Origin of the sequence: Pectobacterium aquaticum, assembly GCF_003382565.3 — a bacterium.
GTDB classification, from domain to species: Bacteria; Pseudomonadota; Gammaproteobacteria; order Enterobacterales; family Enterobacteriaceae; genus Pectobacterium; species Pectobacterium aquaticum.
On record NZ_CP086253.1, the window covers coordinates 1787961 to 1806273 of the forward strand.

The 18313-nt window shown below is 51.0% G+C and carries 16 protein-coding genes and 1 tRNA gene; 4 read left to right on the top strand and 13 right to left on the bottom strand.

Annotated features, from left to right (window positions below):
- Positions 1-75: 75 nt before the first annotated feature.
- The 4 genes from DMB82_RS08405 to DMB82_RS08420 all read right to left on the bottom strand — a co-directional run bounded on the left by DMB82_RS08405 (position 76) and on the right by DMB82_RS08420 (position 3666).
- Complete coding sequence (locus DMB82_RS08405) at positions 76-1320, bottom strand: integrase domain-containing protein (RefSeq protein ID WP_116163514.1); 1245 nt, start codon at positions 1318-1320, stop codon at positions 76-78.
- Between the two features lie 197 nt (positions 1321-1517).
- A tRNA-Pro gene (locus tag DMB82_RS08410) sits at positions 1518-1594 on the bottom strand.
- A 78-nt stretch (positions 1595-1672) separates the two neighbouring features.
- Entirely contained in the window at positions 1673-3421 is a 1749-nt protein-coding gene (gene yejM / locus DMB82_RS08415; protein ID WP_116163512.1) for an LPS biosynthesis-modulating metalloenzyme YejM, read from the bottom strand.
- Positions 3422-3435: 14 nt separating this feature from the next.
- Positions 3436-3666 (bottom strand): YejL family protein, encoded by a 231-nt coding sequence (locus DMB82_RS08420; protein ID WP_005967239.1) that lies wholly within the window; start codon positions 3664-3666, stop codon positions 3436-3438.
- Between the two features lie 220 nt (positions 3667-3886).
- Here DMB82_RS08420 and yejK point away from each other — a divergent pair, with 220 nt between their 5' ends.
- Positions 3887-4894 carry a nucleoid-associated protein YejK gene (gene yejK, locus DMB82_RS08425; protein ID WP_102118860.1) on the top strand — a complete coding sequence of 336 codons (1008 nt, stop codon included), beginning with the start codon at positions 3887-3889 and terminating at the stop codon, positions 4892-4894.
- Between the two features lie 77 nt (positions 4895-4971).
- Here yejK and DMB82_RS08430 read toward each other — a convergent pair whose 3' ends face one another.
- The 4 genes from DMB82_RS08430 to DMB82_RS08445 form a co-directional block, all read right to left on the bottom strand.
- A complete protein-coding gene (locus DMB82_RS08430) occupies positions 4972-6120 on the bottom strand; it encodes an acetyltransferase domain-containing protein (protein ID WP_116163510.1) in 1149 nt (382 codons plus the stop codon).
- Positions 6121-6219: 99 nt separating this feature from the next.
- Complete coding sequence (gene rplY, locus DMB82_RS08435) at positions 6220-6504, bottom strand: 50S ribosomal protein L25 (protein WP_010277411.1); 285 nt, start codon at positions 6502-6504, stop codon at positions 6220-6222.
- 135 nt (positions 6505-6639) lie between these two features.
- Positions 6640-8418, bottom strand: coding sequence for a DNA repair helicase RadD (gene radD, locus DMB82_RS08440; RefSeq protein ID WP_116163508.1), 1779 nt, complete (start codon positions 8416-8418; stop codon positions 6640-6642).
- 2 nt (positions 8419-8420) lie between these two features.
- Positions 8421-8660, bottom strand: a complete 240-nt coding sequence (locus DMB82_RS08445) for a YecH family metal-binding protein (protein WP_102118857.1) — start codon at positions 8658-8660, stop codon at positions 8421-8423.
- Positions 8661-8885: 225 nt separating this feature from the next.
- Between DMB82_RS08445 and rsuA the strand changes: the two genes are divergently transcribed.
- From rsuA to DMB82_RS08460, 3 genes are all read left to right on the top strand, one after another.
- Positions 8886-9581: a 16S rRNA pseudouridine(516) synthase RsuA gene (gene rsuA, locus DMB82_RS08450; RefSeq protein WP_102118856.1), complete on the top strand. Its 696-nt coding sequence runs from the start codon at positions 8886-8888 to the stop codon at positions 9579-9581.
- A gap of 40 nt (positions 9582-9621) precedes the next feature.
- Positions 9622-10812 carry a Bcr/CflA family multidrug efflux MFS transporter gene (locus tag DMB82_RS08455; RefSeq protein WP_116155668.1) on the top strand — a complete coding sequence of 397 codons (1191 nt, stop codon included), beginning with the start codon at positions 9622-9624 and terminating at the stop codon, positions 10810-10812.
- A 381-nt stretch (positions 10813-11193) separates the two neighbouring features.
- Positions 11194-11538, top strand: a complete 345-nt coding sequence (locus DMB82_RS08460; protein ID WP_039485625.1) for a YejG family protein — start codon at positions 11194-11196, stop codon at positions 11536-11538.
- A gap of 41 nt (positions 11539-11579) precedes the next feature.
- On the opposite strand, the gene yejF is transcribed toward DMB82_RS08460, so the two are convergent.
- The 5 genes from yejF to mepS form a co-directional block, all read right to left on the bottom strand.
- Positions 11580-13196, bottom strand: a complete 1617-nt coding sequence (gene yejF / locus DMB82_RS08465; RefSeq protein WP_116155667.1) for a microcin C ABC transporter ATP-binding protein YejF — start codon at positions 13194-13196, stop codon at positions 11580-11582.
- 1 nt (position 13197) lies between these two features.
- Positions 13198-14223 (bottom strand): ABC transporter permease, encoded by a 1026-nt coding sequence (locus tag DMB82_RS08470; RefSeq protein ID WP_039506913.1) that lies wholly within the window; start codon positions 14221-14223, stop codon positions 13198-13200.
- Positions 14220-15317, bottom strand: coding sequence for a microcin C ABC transporter permease YejB (locus DMB82_RS08475; protein WP_102118853.1), 1098 nt, complete (start codon positions 15315-15317; stop codon positions 14220-14222). The genes DMB82_RS08470 and DMB82_RS08475 overlap by 4 nt, the downstream gene beginning before the upstream one ends.
- A 9-nt stretch (positions 15318-15326) precedes the next feature.
- Positions 15327-17135, bottom strand: coding sequence for an extracellular solute-binding protein (locus DMB82_RS08480; RefSeq protein ID WP_116163506.1), 1809 nt, complete (start codon positions 17133-17135; stop codon positions 15327-15329).
- 455 nt (positions 17136-17590) lie between these two features.
- Positions 17591-18172, bottom strand: coding sequence for a bifunctional murein DD-endopeptidase/murein LD-carboxypeptidase (gene mepS, locus DMB82_RS08485; RefSeq protein WP_102118851.1), 582 nt, complete (start codon positions 18170-18172; stop codon positions 17591-17593).
- Positions 18173-18313: the final 141 nt, after the last annotated feature.

The window sequence follows — 18313 nt, forward strand, 5'->3', positions numbered from 1 at the left end:
CAGCCTAGACATAGCCTATTCTTTGTTCGTCTAAAGAAGTCTATCGCGGTATACTACAACTGTCTATCTATCCAGTTACGCACGTTTCCCAAACGAGCCATGAACCACATTCCCGCCGTTCTCCAATGCTTCCATATAGTCGGCATACCACTGAAGCATTTCCCTGCGTCCATCCAGATATTGCGCGTGGTTATAGGTGCCGCGAATAGAATTCTTATCAACGTGTGCAAGCTGGGTTTCAATCCATGCCGTGTTGTAACCCTGTTCGTGCAGAATAGTGCTCATGGTATGGCGGAAGCCGTGGCAGGTTACTTTTCCGGTATATCCAATTCGCTTAAATACTTGGTTGATACTGGCCTCGCTCATTGTTTTGCGAGAATCATTTCTGCCAGGGAACATCATTGGGTAGTTGCCAGTAATATCCTTGATTTTCTCTATGATATTTAGTGCTTGGCTGGATAGTGGCACAAGGTGAGGGCGGCGCATTTTCATGCGGTCGGTGGGGATGATCGTCCAGGTGTTCTCCGTCAGGTTTATTTCACTCCAGCGGGTTTCTGCGGCTTCGGCGGGGCGGGTAACGGTGAGTAGCTGCCATTCAATCAATAAGCGGGTCTGTAACTCAATGCTGGCGACCGATAGCGTTTTCATCAAGCCAGGTAATGCCTCTGGCCGAATGGTCGGCATATGGGTTTTCACTGGCGTCTGAAAGGCTTTGCGGATCTTGGAGGCGGGATTTGCAGGAATTAGCCCGGAGTTAACCGCATAATCCATCACCTCGTTAATTCGCTGACTTACCCGTTTGACGGTTTCCAGTTTGCCACTGGCCTGTATCGGTTCCAGTGCGGTGATGAAGTGACGAGCGGTAAGCTGTGTGATCGGTAAGGTTCCGATGAACGGGAACACGTATTTTTCCAACGAACGCCAGATATCTTTAATGGTGTTCTCGGCCAGTGGTTGTGATTTCTTTACTTCGTACCAATCAGCGGAGACTTTCTGGAAAGTGTTGCCTTTGGTCATTTCATCTCGTAGACGTTCATTTTCACGATTGGCGAGAGGATCGATGCCATTCGCCAATAGCTGGCGTGTTTCGTCTTTCATGCGTCGAGCATCCGCAAGAGAGACAGCAGGATAGGTACCAAATGCCATCATAGCGCGTTTTTTGGTGGTGGGTTTGTAGTAGCGAAAACGCCAGAGCTTTGCATTGCTGGTGGGTTTAATCAGTAACTCTAGTCCGTCACCATCGTAAAGCACTACTGGCTTGTCGTCCGCTTTAGCTGCTTTAACTTCAGTATTGGTTAATGGTCTGGTTTGTCGTGCCATGATTAATCCCCACAATCCGGTTTAGGCATGCGTGGTTTAGGCATATAGGCATTGTATGCCCAATCGTATGCCTAAACTTTCCGGCTGGAAACGTAGCAAACCGATAGATAACAGGCAACAAAAAACCCGCAAACTCAGTGAGAATGCGGGTTCTTGTGGGGTTTCCGGTAGTAAACGATACTAACCGAAGTTGTATTTGGTCGGCACGAGAGGATTTGAACCTCCGACCCCCGACACCCCATGACGGTGCGCTACCAGGCTGCGCTACGTGCCGATGCTATAGGCGTTTATACTACTGTTTCCTGACCTTATTGCAATAGCCGGATGAAACGACTGCTTTAGATTTAGACAGTTAGTTGGCAATAAAGCGCCTTTCGTTCGTTAGTACCTGCAAGAGCAGGGCAAGTTGCGGTTTTTCATCATTCAGCCGATTTCCCGCCATGTCGTAAGCTCGGTAGTTGCCGTTGCTTTCCAACACGATAAGCTGATCCTGTGTGGTGATGAGCAGTGTGCCACCGTTGCCGTTAATCAACCACGGGTAGCGTCGTTGGGCTGAGAACAGGTCTTCACCTTGCGAATAATCATCCGTGCTGTTTTTAACGTGGAGCAGGCGCTGCATTAGCGTGGTCATGACGTCTTTGTTGTCCGTCATTTTCGTAATGGTCTGCGCAGGTGTGTTTGGCCAGTGAACAATGAGCGGCGTTTGCCATTGGGTACGGGCAAAATGTGTCGCGTTGCTGGTAGTGGCATTCTGGTTTTGCGCCGTTGTCACGATGACGACCGTGTTATTCAGAATGTTTTTTTCCTGCAGGGTATGAATGATTTGCCCAATCTGGCGGTCAACGTCCTGAATGTTCATGCGATCGTTAGGCTCAGCACCTTTGCCATCTGCGATTTTCGGTGAGCTGCTCAGTTCAACGTAAGAGAACCAAGGCGCCGGGTTATTATCGCGGTTGAGCCATTCCTGCCATTGCGTGATGATGGCATCGCCGCCTTGCTGCTGTGGCGCAGGTAAGGAAAAATCAGAAAGCAGCGCTTGCCGATAAAGCGGGCTGTTGAAGCCGTTTGCTGAAAATAGCCCAAACTGATAGCCCTGCAGGCTTAATGCGGTGATCAAGGCAGAAGGTTTCCGCGCACTCAGAATACCATCCATATAGGTCGTCGAGAGGCCGTAAAACAGGTTAAACAAGGCGGCGTCTGGCTGAGATCCTGAATCGTAATGATCGCTAAAACGCACGTTTTCTGCGGCGAAACGCGACAGGTTCGGCATCCGGTTTTGTATAGCATCGGGCTGCGTATCGTCGATCATCACCATCAGCAGGTTGTAGCTGCTGCCGCCATCGCGGAAGGTAATGCTACTGAGCGGATACTCCACTGTCATAGCTTCAGGATTACCCTGCTGCATCAGTCGACGCTGATATTCCTGTGCATCCAGCAGGCCGTGTTTTTCCAGAAAACGACGCGCCGTCATCGGATAAGACAGCGGCAGGTTGGCGCGCTGCATGGTAATCGGGCGATAGAAGTTCGCATCGGCCCAGATATACATCAGATGTGACGCGAAGAACGCTGAGATAAAAACGCCCGCTAACGGTTTGCCAAAATGGCGACGGTTCAGGCTGCGAAGTTTTTGCCAGCACCAGGTGCCGAACAGCATTTCTGCCATGAAAATCAACGGAATGCCGATAAACATCCACTGCCAGTCGCGGGCAATTTCACCCTGTCCCGGATTGACGACAAGTTCCCAAACGGTGCTATTAAGGTGCAAGTGAAAGCGTGTAAAGACTTCCACATCAACGAGCAGTATCGTTAGCCCAGCCGTTGCCAGCGCCGCAGACAGGAACCGTAGCAGGCGCTGCGACATCACAATAAATGTGAGCGGGAAGATAACCAGCAGATAGGCAGCAAAGACGATAAAGCTAAAATGACCAAGCCAGCTAACCAGCGCATAAAGTCGACCAAACAGAGAGGTCGGCCAATCGGCAACAAACAGGTAGCGGCTACCCAGCCCCAAAGTGAGCAAAATGTTGAATAAGGCGAACCAGTGTCCCCAACTGATCATCTGGGAGACTTTTTCGCGGTAGCGCTGACGGTTGGTTACCATACGTTGGTCAAGACTTAGTGAGCTTTATCGGCTTTTTTAATCGAAGCCTGCAGGGCTTCAGCGAAAGAACGCGCCAGAACCTGACGTTGTGCAGGTGCGATGCTGGTGTTAATCAGGTTCGTCACCATGTTACCGAGCACCATCAAAGCAAGATCGGTTGGGGCGTGGTGCTTTTCCAGAACATTGACCATCTCAGAAAGCAGTTGTTCAACGTGTTCGTCACTATAACGGGATGATTGTGGCATAAAATGGCGTATCTCAAGCTGGTAAAGTCGCTTATCTTACCGTATAGGCTTATGCTTTTCTGCACTTTTATCATTAACGTACTTTTATCACTGGCGTACTTTTATCAATAAGTAGTGTAGACGCTTAGCGCGCGTACAGATGTAAAGGGCCGGCTTTAATGTGTTGCGGGTCGTTCGTATCAGTGTTTGAATACGCGCCTTGCCAAAAGGAGAGTTTATCATGAGTCTGGATATCGCCCAGATTGCCCTGCATCAGCTAATTAAACGTGACGAACAAACGCTGGAAATGGTGTTACGTGATTCCCTATTGCCAACCAATGCGGCAGTAGAAGAGATGATGGCTGAACTGCATCGCGTCTACAGCGCCAAAAGTAAGGCCTATGGGCTGTTTAATGAGCAAAGCGAGCTGGCGGATGCGCTGCGAGCTTGTCGCAAAGGGGATGAGGATTTTCTAAGTTTCTCACGCGCCGCGACCGGACGCTTGCGTGATGAGCTGGCGAAGTACCCGTTTGCTGAAGGCGGTATCGTGTTGTTCTGCCAGTATCGTTATCTGGCGGTCGAGTATTTGCTGATATCGGTGCTCAATAGCTGCAACAGCATGCGAGTTAATGAACAGCTGGATATCAGCACCACGCACTATCTGGATATCAACCATGCCGATATCGTTGCGCGTATCGATTTGACGGAATGGGAAGTTAATCCAGAATCCACTCGCTATCTGACGTTCCTCAAAGGCCGCGTCGGGCGCAAAGTATCTGACTTCTTCATGGATTTTCTGGCCGCGTCAGAAGGGCTGGACACCAAAGCACAAAACCGTGGCTTGCTGAAAGCGGTCGATGAGTATTGTGAAGAAGCGCAGTTAGATAAAAACGAGCGCCAGAATTATCGTCAGCAGGTGTATAGCTACTGCAATGAACAGTTGCAGTCCGGTGAGGAAATCGAGCTGGCATCGCTGTCGCAGGAACTGCCACCGCTGGGCGAGAAAACCTTTCAGCAGTTTTCAGCCGATCAGGGTTATGAGCTGGAAGAGAGCTTCCCAGCCGATCGCGGGACACTGCGCCAGTTGACCAAATTTGCTGGCAGCGGCGGCGGCATCAGCCTGAATTTTGATGCGCTATTGCTCGGTGAGCGAATTTTCTGGGATCCGGCGACGGATACGTTGACGATTAAAGGCACACCGCCGAATCTGCGCGATCAGTTACAGCGTCGAACGAGCAGCGGTAAGTAGTCGGCACCAGAAGACGCTGCCCTTTTTCTGACTTCAGGAAAAGGGCAGTGGCTGATAACAGTTTGAAACGATAGTGATTAGAAGTATTTAAGCCAGCGGATGTCTCTGCGGCGGGCTTTTAGGCGGGCAAACGCGCGAACGGGCGAAAATAACACGACCATCAGTATCACAGTGCACACCCACAATTGCCAGACGGCGGAAAAGCCGAACCATTCTCCCTGATTTTTTCCCCAGATCGCGACAGCAGTTAAATACATCCCTTTTAAAACATACAAATGCAGTAGGTAGAAAAACATCGGAGCGGCACCGAAACTCGCCAGTATAACGAGCCAACGCTTTTTCTGCTGATGCTCGAATACGGCAAGTAAGCAAAGCCCGATGCTAAGCGTCAGACAGAGGAACAGCAATGATGGCGGGTATTTCGTGATGTTGAAATAACTCATGAGCGTCTGTGTGATGACATCACCCTGCTGCCAGGGCTTTTCGCCATACAGATTGATGCTACGCAGAACGAAGAACAGCGCTAGCGTGATCCCTGCCAGAGTGAGCAGGGCTTTCTGACGCTGAAGCGGAAACACTTCTTTTCGATATAGTGCGCCAGCCGCATAGCCAAGTGAAATGACACCAATCCAGGGAAGTACCGGATATGAAGTACGCATACGGAATGTGTCGCCGATGTCTATCCAACCGCGATCGTGCAAAATCGCCCAGGGAATGGACCAAATGGAGTTTGCAGAAGCCTGCAGAGGGTCCAGCAGGTTATGTCCGCCCACGATAACGATGCCCAGTATCAAAACCAGCCCGGCAGGGAGCCAGATCAGCGCACTGAGGGCAAGCATGCTCATGCCGATTGCCCAGATTACTTGTAAATAGATAACCTGTGGCGGGAATTGGAACGTCCACGCAAAGTTGATCAACGTGAGCTCAAGAAGAATGAGAATTAAGCCACGCTGGAACAGGAATAGGGCGGTTTGTCGGCGATCTTGCACTTTCTGATGATAAAGCGCGGCAGAAAGTCCGGTTAAAAAGACAAATACGGGAGCACACAAATGCGCCAGCGTACGGTTGATGAATAGCATGGGGTCGGTACTGGTTACATCAATCGGATCGGCGAGTTGCAGGTGCAGATAAAAGGTTTCCCGCACATGGTCCAGTAGCATAAGTACCATAACCAGACCGCGCAGGGCATCGATAGCGATAAGTCGCTGTGAGATATCACGAGACATGTTCACATTCCTTTGTGAATGAACAAATTTTTATAAAAAAAACGCCGCATACGCGGCGTTCTTCTTTTCCGGCGTCCCGGAAAACGACTTCAGCGCAAACTAAACGCGAACGAAGTCGATGTGAGTCAGTTTTGGCTTGTAAACGTGACGTTGTACAGCCTGAACTTTAACTTTAACTTCTTTGCCATCGATAGACAGGATCACTGTCTCACCGTAGAAGCCTTCTTTCACTTCTTGGTTTTTTACTGAGTCGTGATCCAGTTCGATAGATACTGGTGCTTCTGAACCACCGTAAACGATGGCTGGGAATTTACCAGCTGAACGCAGGCGGCGGCTCGCACCCTTACCCTGACCTTGACGTGCTTCTGCTTTGATAGTAATCATTTTCTTCTCTACTTATATAAAGTAATCCTGCTACAGGCGACCCAGCAGCAGGTTGGGTTATTCAGCTTTTGCGAACAAAAGCGGGCTGAATTCTAGCGGAATATGGCTCTGCGGGCAAATGAATCCCAAAATTACTTAGCCGCGGAGTTCGTTGGCGCGGCGAAAGCGTCCCTGATAATCAAAGAGCTTTTCGCGTATTTGCCAGAATTTTCCGTGTTTGCGGGCGACGACAAAATCAGGCGCGCGTAATAAAGGTTGCTGTGAGATGACGTCAGCGGCATTTTGCCAGTTAAACGGCGTTCCCGGCGCGCGTTGGTGAACACGCAAAAATTGTTGCAGGAAAACGTGGCGCTGGGCGGTAGTGTGCAGGCGAAAACGTTCACTCACTTCGGCGCCTTCCTCATCGTGGTAGGTGATTTTTAGCCATTCACCTTTTGCATCCTGCCCCTGCTCGAAACTCATGCCGCTACAGCGCAGAACCAGCGCATCTTTCAGTTTCAACGCCGCTTTCAGCATATCGTCAGGATCGACCAATACCTCGTCACACTGGTGGCAGCGCCGCGCGGCAATATCATTTTCCGCGCCGCAGTGCGGACAGACTTTAAACCGAAACCGGAAATCACACTGCTTGCGTTGGCCACTTTCCGCCATTTCCCAGCCCTGACAGCGGCGGCCATAATGTTCGATGATGTCGCCGTCCGGGGTGGTTTTTCCCCAGAATAGATTGGCAAAGCCACATTCTGGGCAGAAGACCTGTACTGGCTGGCTGCCAGCATGCGGTTTGCTGTTGCCGACTTCTGGCGTATAGAGATCGTGCGGGTTGCCAGCGTAATCCAGAATCAGGCAGTCCGTTTTCCCTGGATACAACCGTAAACCGCGCCCGACGATTTGCTGATACAGGCTGACGGATTCTGTTGGTCGAAGGATAGCAATAAGGTCGACATGCGGGGCGTCAAACCCGGTCGTCAGCACCGCCACGTTGACCAGATATCGTAACGACTGCTGTTTAAAAGCCTCAATCAGCGCATCACGTTCCGCTGCTGGCGTATCGGCGCTGACCAGCGCAGCCTGACCGTTTGGTAGCAAGGCCGTAATTTCTTTGGCATGTTCGACGGTGGACGCAAAAATCATCACGCCGCGCCGCGTTTGCGCATAATCGATGACCTGACTGATGATATGCGGCGTAATACGCTGCTGACGTTTGAGTTCGAGGTTCAGGTCGGCTTCGCTGAATAACCCGTTGCTGCGGGCGACGAGCTTACTGAAATCATATTGCACCACTGGCATATCCAATCGGTCTGGCGGCACCAGAAAGCCATGCTTGATCATATAACGCAGCGGCAGCTCATAGATGCAGTCGCGGAACAAACTGCGTTCGTCGCCACGGATCATGCCATGATAGTGATACTGATATATCCAGCCTTTGCCAAGCCGATAGGGCGTCGCCGTTAAGCCGAGCAGCCGCAGCTGTGGGTTAGTTTTTTGCAGATGTTGGATAATTTGTTGATATTGGCTGTTATCGTCGTCGCTAATGCGGTGACATTCATCAATGATCAGCAGGGAGAAGGCATTATCGAACTGGTCGAGATTACGCGCGACGGACTGCACGCTGCCAAAGACCACCTTTCCCTGACTCTCTCGCTGCTGTAGACCCGCCGCGAAGATATCCGCTTCCAAATTCAAGGCGCAGTATTTGGCATGGTTTTGCGCGACCAGTTCCTTGACGTGTGCGAGCACCAATACTCGACCACGAGCAAGCCGCGCCAGTTCGGCAATCACCAGACTTTTCCCCGCACCGGTAGGCAAAACGATGACGGCCGGTTGGGTGTGACGGCGAAAATAGTCGAGTGTGGCGGAAACAGCCTCACGCTGGTAAGGCCGTAGTGTGAACGAGGCAGACTGTGTGAACGACATAACTAGTGCTGGCAGATTTTACTGGCGCTGGTGGTAAAGCCCGCATCGTGCGGGATGAATTTCCCGCGTTCAGACAGAAACTGTACCAGCATTGAGGCCGTCATATTTTCGGCGGAACAGGTGTGAAAACGCGCTGCGTTGCCGAAGCGGGTTTCTATCGTGCTAATCAGCTGTTCGGTGGTAAATGACTCACCGGATGTGAGCATCATTTGCAACACTTCATGACCGTGAATAGATGACATGGGGCTGTCCTTAAAATGTAAAAAATTGCCCTTATTATGCCTGTTGATAATACCTGGCGCGAGGGATAAGCAAGAGGCGTTGAAATTCAAAGTCGGCTAAAAAGAGCAACATATGAGCCGTGAATTGCAGGACGAGTAAACAAACCCCCGTTATACTACCCTCTCACAATTTAGGGTCTCACGATTTTGAGATAGGCAGTTATTTGAGATAGGTAGTGAGTTTTAATGCGATTGGACAAATTTTTATCCCAGCAATTGGAAATTAGTCGTTCACTGGTGGCGCGCGAGCTCCACGCACAGCGTGTTACCGTCGATGGTGAAGTGGTAAAAAGCGGCGCGTTCAAGTTATCCCCTGAGCATAATGTCGAGTTTGATGGCGAACCGCTGAAACAACAGAGTGGTCCGCGCTATTTCATGTTGAATAAGCCTCAGGGCTACGTCTGTTCAACGGACGATCCCGATCATCCCACCATTCTGTATTTCATGGATGTCCCGGTGGCGTACAAACTGCACGCGGCGGGACGTCTGGATATCGATACCACTGGACTGGTACTGCTAACTGACGACGGGCAATGGTCGCATCGCATTACCTCGCCTAAGCACCAGTGTGAAAAAACGTATCTGGTGACGCTGGAACAGCCGCTGGCCGAGGACACCGCCGCGCAATTTACGGCAGGTGTGCAACTGCATAACGAGAAGAACCTCACCAAACCCGCTACGCTTGAGAAGATAACGGATTATGTCGTTCGACTGACGATTAGCGAAGGTCGCTATCATCAGGTCAAAAGGATGTTTGCGGCAGTGGGGAATCGGGTCGTTGAGCTGCATCGCGAACGTATCGGTGGCATCTATCTGGATAGCGAACTGGAACTGGGGGAATACCGGGAGTTAAGTGCTGAGGAGATCGCCAGCGTAAAATAATGCTGCATAGCATGACCTTTTTTCTAATCTGGAGTTATTAGTGCAATTACGCCGATCTTCTCATTTCGGGCTGATCTTTATTCTTGGCCTGATTTCGATGCTAATGCCATTAGCTATCGATATGTATTTACCTGCGTTGCCGACCATTGCTAACGAATTTGGCGTGGGGGACGGTCATGTCCAAATGACGCTCAGCACCTATGTGCTGGGCTTTGCAATTGGCCAGATGTTCTACGGGCCGATGGCGGATAGTCTGGGGCGTAAGCCTGTGATTCTCGGCGGTACGCTGGTTTTTGCGTTTGCAGGCGTGGCCTGTGCGCTGGCACAAACGGTAGAGCAACTGATCTACATGCGTTTTCTGCACGGCGTCTCCGCTGCGGCGGCTGCGGTGGTGATTAATGCCCTGATGCGCGATATGTTCTCGCGGGATGATTTTTCTCGCATGATGTCGTTCGTCGTGTTGGTGATGACCGTCGCGCCGCTCATTGCGCCCATTGCTGGTGGCTGGCTGCTGCTGTGGTTTAGTTGGCATTCTATTTTCTGGACGATCTCTGGTGCGGCTTTTCTGGCATCAGCGCTGATTTTCTTTTTTATTAAAGAAACCTTACCGCCCGCTAAGCGGCAGAAATTTCATCTGCGCACCACCATCGGGAATTTTGCCATCCTGTTCCGCCATAAGCGGGTGTTCAGCTATATGGTGGCAAGCGGGCTTTCGTTTTGCGGCATGTTCTCCTTCCTGAGCGCCGGGCCGTTTGTGTATATCAATCTGTATGGCGTATCTCCTCAGAATTTTGGCTACTACTTTGCCCTGAACGTCGTCTTTCTCTTTGTGGTGACGCTGTTTAACAGCCGCAATGTACGACGGTTGGGCGCGCTGGCGATGTTCCGCGCAGGGCTGGTGATCCAGTTTGCGATGGGAATATGGCTGGTGATTGTCTGCCTGTTCGATCTCGGATTCTTGCCGCTGGTGTTTGGCGTGGCACTGTTTGTCGGCTGTATTGCGATGGTGGCGTCGAATGCGATGGCGGTGATTCTCGATGATTTCCCGCATATGGCAGGGACGGCCTCGTCGTTGGCTGGCACACTACGCTTCGGCCTGGGGGCGATTGTGGGGGGGATCCTCTCTCTGGCTTCATTCAACAGCGCCTGGCCGATGGTGCTATCAATGGCAATCTGTTCGATAGGTGCCTTTCTGCTGTATCTGTACGCAACCCGTTCTCCCGCAGCCTGATTTTTCCTTCTTCTCAGATGCAGGAAAGATGTTCCTGCATCTGAGTCTGTTCTCTCTTATTCCTCATTTTCCTTCTTACGGCGATCCACATGCGTGGATTTTGTTTTATTAATGTAAAATATTTGACTAAAAAGTGAATGAATGAGCTGAAAAGGGTTGAGATATTAAATGGAAAAGGTTAAATATAGCCAGAAAAGAAGAAAGATTCGTGATCAATTTGGCATTAATAGTCCTTGCAATCAGTTCTGTTAACCACTATCGCGATATGAAAAAGCGAGTTTGTTGTTTTTTTGTTCATTAAAAGTGGCAAAAAATAGTGTGAACACGCTACTATGATAAATATGTTACTATTTTGTGAATTATTACCTGAGGAAAACAGTAGTGGACAGTTTCCAACTTTCGGTAGTTCATCGTTTGCCGCAAAGTTATCGCTGGTTATCGGGTTTTGCAGGTATCAATGTTGAACCGATTCCGCTGAGCGGCAGAGAAGAAGACAACAACCTGATTGGCCTCAAACTGTTGAGCCACGATGGCGATATCGCATGGAACATCATGCGCCAACTGAATCAATCCCTGTCTGAAATACAGGTTGAATGCGCCGTTCTGGAATGGGAAGGCGAGCCGTGTCTGTTTTTGCATCGTAATGATGAAAGCACAGCAATGTGCCGTCTGAAGAATGTCGGTGTCGCTATCGCTGAGTCCGTATCGGCACAATATCCCTTTTAAACCGCAGCGCCAGCAGAGTGGCGCTGCGGTATTCTCTCATTTTATGCCGACTGCGTTTCTGCCGTGTAGGATGAGAACTGTAGCAGTTCCCGTGTGTAATGTTCGGCAGGGTGCGCGAATACCTGTTTGCATTCTCCCTGTTCGACCACTTCGCCTTGCCGCAACACAATAACCTGATGGCACAGAGAACGGATAACCTGTAAGTCATGGCTGATAAACAGGTAGGCGATTTTGTGCTTTTCCTGTAATGATTTCAGCAGCGCCAGAATTTGCGCCTGAACCGTTCTGTCCAGCGACGACGTGGGCTCATCGAGGATCAGTAGCTCGGGTTGCAGTATCAGCGCACGAGCGATAGCAATACGCTGGCGTTGGCCGCCGGAAAACTCGGAGGGATAGCGGTAGCGGGTCGTGGGATCCAGCCCGACTTCCTGCATTGCCTCAATCACGCGCTGGTCGAGTACCTCTTTGCTCAACTTATGATGGACGGTCAATCCCTCCGCAATAATTTGCTCCACATTCAGCCGCGGGTTCAGTGCGGAATTTGGATCCTGAAAGACAACCTGGATCCGGTGGCGGAAAGGCAGCATTTGCTTACGGGTTAGCCCTTGCAAGGGCTGGCCGTCGAACCAGATATCGCCGCGTGATTGAATCAGGCGCAGCAACGCTAATCCGGTCGTACTTTTTCCTGAGCCGGATTCTCCCACTAGCCCCAGACTTTCGCCGCGTCGCAAGGTGAAGTTGATATTATTCACTACCTGCTTTTCGTCAACGGTACGGCGCAAAAGGCCACGTTTGATGGGAAACGAAACGTGCAGTTTTTCGACCCGCAAAAGGGGTTCGCCGTCATCTGTTACCGGAAGCGGCTCGCCCGACGGTTCGGCATCCAGCAACTGGCGCGTGTAAGGGTGCTGCGGTGCGCTGAAAAGCTGCTGACAGCTATTGTGTTCCACGGCCAGACCGGATTTCATGACCGATACGTTATCTGCCAACTGACGGACAATATTCAGGTTGTGGGTGATGAACAGTAAACTCATCCCCAGTTCCTGCTTCAGCTCGTTCAGCAATTTCAATATTTGCGCCTGAACGGTCACGTCCAATGCCGTTGTGGGTTCATCGGCAATCAGCAAATCTGGCTGTGTCAGCAGCGCCATCGCAATCATGACACGTTGGCGTTCCCCGCCGGAAAGCTGGTGCGGAAAATCATTCAATCGGCTTTTAGCCTGCCGAATACCCACGCGATCCAGACAGGTGATGACTTCGCTGCGGGCGGCTTCGGTGCGCATGCCACGGTGGAGCGAAAGCACTTCAATCAGCTGTTTCTCGATGCTTTGCAAAGGGTTAAGCGACACCATCGGTTCCTGAAAGATCATCGCGATCCGATTGCCACGTATCTGACGCAGTGTTTTTTCATCAGCATGCAGCAGCGACTGCCCTGCGAAGCGAATATCCCCTTGCGGATAAACCACGGGCGGGGAGGGGAGCAAACGCAACACCGACAGTGCGGTGACGCTTTTCCCCGAACCTGATTCACCGACCAGCGCCAGCGTCTCACCCGCGTTTACCGTCAGTGAAAGCTGGTCGACAACGCGCTGTTCCTGATCGCCTTTGCGGAAGGCAATGCTGAGATTATCTATCTGCAATAAAGGTGAACTGGACATATTAATGCGCCTTGCTGGGGTCAAAGGCGTCGCGTACCGCCTCGCCGATAAAAATGAGTAAGGAAAGTACGATGGAAAGCACCATAAACACGGTAATGCCCAGCCACGGTGCCTGAAGGTTATTTTTCCCTTCCAGCAATAAGGTGCCTAATGATGGCGAGCCCATCGGCAGACCAAAGCCGAGAAAATCCAGCGATGTCAGTGTGGTAATCGAGCCGCAGAGAATAAAGGGCAGGTAGGTCAGCGTAGCGACCATCGCGTTTGGCAGCATGCAGCGGAACATAATGGCACGGTCGCTGACGCCCATCGCCTGCGCCGCACGAATATAGTCAAAATTTCGGGTACGCAGAAATTCCGCCCGTACCACGCCAACCAGACTCATCCAGCCGAAAAGCACGGTAATACCCAATAGCCACCAGAAATCCGGCTGAATCACGCTGGACAGCAAGATAATCAGAAATAGCGTCGGCATGCCGGACCAGACTTCGATAAAGCGTTGCCCCCATAGGTCGAAACGTCCGCCGTAATAGCCCTGTGTCGCACCGACAGCGATACCAATCACGCTGGACAGGATCGTGAGCGCCAGACCGAACAGCAGCGAGATACGGAAGCCATACATTACCTGGGCGACCACGTCTTTCCCCTGACTGTCTGTGCCCAGCCAGTTCTGCCAGTTTGGTGCAGAGGGGAAGGACGCTGTCGTGGCGTAGTTTATGGTGTCGTAGCTGTAGTGAATCAGCGGCCAAATAGCCCAGCCGTGGCTGCTGATACGCTCGGCGATATAAGGATCGCGGAAGTCAGCGGTGGTATCCAACTGTCCGCCGAACGTCCGCTCGCTGTGGTCGACAAGCACTGGCGTATAGAACTGGCCGTCATACTTCACCAGCAGCGGTTTGTCATTGGCGATCAGTTCGGAAAACAGGCTGACGATAAACAGCACCATGAAAATCCACAGCGACCAGTAACCGCGACGATTACTTTTAAAACGCGCCCAGCGCGCCTGATTAATCGGGCTTAAGCGGCTCATTGGCGTCCCTCAAAATCGATACGCGGATCCACCAGCGTATAGGTTATGTCACTGACGATATTTAGCAATAAGCCGATCAGCGTGAAGATATACAGCGTGCCGAACATGACAGGATAGTCACGTTGCAGTGTGGCGTCATAGCCCAATAGACCGAGCCCGTTGAGCGAGAACATCACCTCAATCAGTAGTGAGCCGGTGAAAAACATACTGATAAACGTGGCGGGGAAGCCGGCAATTACCAGCAGCATGGCATTGCGGAACACGTGGCGGTAGAGAATGCTCTTTTCATCCAGCCCTTTAGCGCGCGCAGTAACCACGTATTGCTTACGAATCTCATCCATAAAGGAGTTTTTGGTGAGCATGGTTAAGGTGGCGAAACCGCCAATGACGGAAGCCAGAACCGGTAGCACGATATGCCACAAGTAATCGGTAATCTTGCTGTACCACGGCAGGGTATCAAAATTGCTGGAAACCAGCCCTCGAAGCGGGAACCAGTCCAGATAACTGCCGCCTGCGAACAGCACAATCAAAATGATCGCAAACAAAAACGCCGGAATGGCATAGCCGATAATGATTAACGTGCTGCTCCAGGTATCGAACGGTGTGCCGTTCTTCACGGCTTTTTTGATGCCAAGCGGAATGGAGATCAGGTAGACGATCAGCGTACTCCACAGCCCCAGCGTGATCGAAACCGGCATGCTCTCCTTAATGAGTTGCATCACCGAAGAGCCACGGAACAGGCTGTCGCCGAAGTCAAAACGCACGTAATCCCACAGCAGGGTAAAGTAGCGCTCATGGATCGGTTTATCGAAGCCATAGCGTTTGGTGATTTCTTCGATGACTTCCGGGTCGAGGCCGCGTGAACCGCGATAAGCGTTCTCGATATTCGGTGCGCCGCTGGTGCCCGCCCGTGCCATACCGGCATCCATTCCGCTATTGGCGGTATAACCGCTGCCGTGCCCCATTTCAATTGCCGCAATGGCCTGATCCACCGGGCCGCCGGGGGCAATTTGTACAATGAAGAAATTAATTGTGATGATTGCCCACAGGGTTGGAATAACCAGCAAGAGGCGGCGTAACAGATACGTTCCCATTTTTATTCCTTAACGTCGCTCTGCGGGCAGCGTGGCCGCCTGTTTGGTATCGAACCACCAGCCATCAAAACCAAGCGAATAGGCTGGGCGTACAGCAGGCATGGCAAACTTGTTCCAATAGGCGAAACGATCATGATTGGAATACCACATCGGAATCATAAGCTGATTCCAGGTCAATACCCTGTCCAGCGCGTGGCCTAATGACAGCAACGGAACTTTCTGCCCCTGATGCTTAACGATTTCCGCGATGAGCGAATCAATCGCGGGATCGCTGACGCCGGAAGTATTGTAGGTTGAGTCGATATACTGCGAGCTCCAGCGCATTTGCAGACTGTCATCGGGGTAGATGAACGCAGGGTACACCGTTGCCGTCATATCTAAATCGCGCTTGCGCAGGCGGCTGTTGAACTGCGTGCTGTCGATATTACGCACGTTCATGGTGATACCGAGTTTTTTCAGGCTCTGTTGAAAAGGCAGGACATACTGCGAGTTGCCAGCGCTTGGCAGCAGCAATTCAAACGTAAATGGCTGTCCGGTTTTGCGATTGACCAGCTTTTGATCTTTCAATTCCCAACCGGCTTCTTCCAGCAGTTTGAGTGCCTTAAGCCAGTTTTGTCGATCATAGCCGCTGCCGTCGGAAGAGGGCGGTTGATAGCTGGGGCCAAAGACCTCGGCGGGTATCTTGTCTTTCAGCGGCGTCAGCCAGGCCAATTCTTCTGCGCTGGGTTCGCCTTTAGCGGCATACTCGGTGTTTTGGAAATAGCTGTTGGTACGCTGATAGGCGTTGTAATACAGCGCCTTGTTCATCCAGTTAAAGTCAAATGCCAGCGCTAGCGCTTGACGCACGCGTCGATCCTGAAACAGTGGGCGTTGGGTATTGAATACCAGCCAGCGCGTAGACTGAGCGGATTGATTGATCTGATCTTGTTTGATGATGTAGCCGCGTGCAAAGTTGCCGCCCTGATATTGGGTCGCCCAGTTTTTTGGCGAACCTTCCTCACGCAGGTCGAAAGCGCCGGCTTTAAAAGCCTCCAGCGCAACGCTGTCATCCATATAGTAGTCGTAACGGATTTTATCGAAATTGTACTGGCCTTTATTGACTGGTAGATCGGTACCCCAATAGTCTTTCACGCGAGAGTAGGTGACATATTGTCCGGTACGATAGGCGGTGATGCGGTAAGGCCCGCTGGCAGGGGGCGGATACGATAGCGGTTCGTTGAATTTATGATTCTTCCAGAATTTCTCCGGCATGATGGGCAATGTCAGCAGGCTGAACATGCGATTTTTGTCGGATACGGGAAAATCGAAGCGTATGGTCAGCGGTGCAACGGCCTTGGCGGTGATATCTTTAAAATAGATGCGGAACTGCGGTACGCCCTGCGTCATAAACATATTGTAGGTGAACGCGACGTCAGCGGCGGTGATTGGTGAGCCGTCATGAAAGCGGGCCTTGGGATTCATCTCGATTTCAATCCAGCGAAAATCCGCCGAATGGCGCGTCGTTAGGGCGACCAGCGGATAATAACTGCCGGGCTCGTCATCAGAGGAGACAAAGAGCGAATCATAGAGCCTTTCAGTTCGTGCCGCTGCCACGCCACGTAGCGCGTAACGGTTGAAGTTGTCAAAGGTCCCTAGTGCGCTGAGGGTGATGCTGCCGCCTTTGGGCGCATTAGGGTTGACATAATCAAAATGGCTGAAGTTCTCGGCATATTTGGGTTCACCCAACAGTGCAAAGCTGGTGCTGTTTTCAATCGTTTCGGCATGCGCCCCAAAATGGGCCGTGCAAAGCAATACGGCAGCGATAACGCGTTTTAACATCTGACGGTAATCTCCTGCGAATGGACGTTATCTGGCTAGGCATCGTCTGATGTAGACACGCCATATCGTAACGTCAACAATGCCGATTTCCTCGGCATAAAGTTCTTGAAATAATTAACATTCCCATCGGGAAGCTGAACGTTTTCTTTTTATCATGAAATCAGGTGATAAACCTACCTTAATCACGGTCTGTTAATGTTTCAGGTTGTTGAGTCAGTCATATTTTGCGCAGTGTGCCGCAGAAGGGGAGGGGGGAGAGGTATTCGGGTGAAAGCAGGCATAAAAACGTAGGGAACATTTTTCAACGTTGCATAGCAACGGCCCGCAGGGTGATGGACAAGGATGTCCATCATAAAAAAACGCCGCTTGTGGTCATAAGCGGCGTTGATGTCGTCTGGTTTCGTTGGCTAACAGCAAAATTCTTTCACTAACACATAGCAAGGGAGCAATATTGTTTAGCTGGTTTTTCTTTTACTCAGGACACGACGTCCTTCCTGATAGCGCTTATCCCAGTAGTCTTCTGTCATGTTGGAGATAATGACGCCGCTGCTGGTTGATGCGTGGACAAATTGATCGTTACCGAGATAAATGCCAACGTGGCGACCGGTTGAACCTGCACGGAACAGAACAAGATCGCCGACGCGCAGTTTGCTGCGCTGAATTTGCTGGCCCATCTCTTGTTGTTCATAGGTTGAACGCGGTAAATCCATACCAAACTGTTCGCGGAACGTGCGCTGAACGAAAGCTGAGCAGTCAATGCCACGTCGACTATCACCGCCTAAACGGTAACGAACACCTTTCCAACTGGCATATTGGGTAAGTAACTTGGACTTGATATCCACGTTACGAACTAGTGCTTCAAATTCATCCTGAGAGGCTTGCAGTAAAAGACCATCTTTGTCATTAACTGCATGCATATCAGTTTGAGCTTTATTGTTGTATGCACTATTACTTCCACATGCGGAGAGCATCATTGCTACCGCAACGGCAGGCACTGCCCGCCAGATATATCTCAGAATCGGTTGAGATTTGACCATTGTTGTTATGTTCCCTTGCTGTCCTTAACGATAATCATCGCTATGTAGTATCCCCATTTCACTGGGGGATAAATGCCAAACGAAAACGAGACTCAGACTAAATCAGAGTTTCTTCGTAGCCAAACACTCATCGGCGAAAGT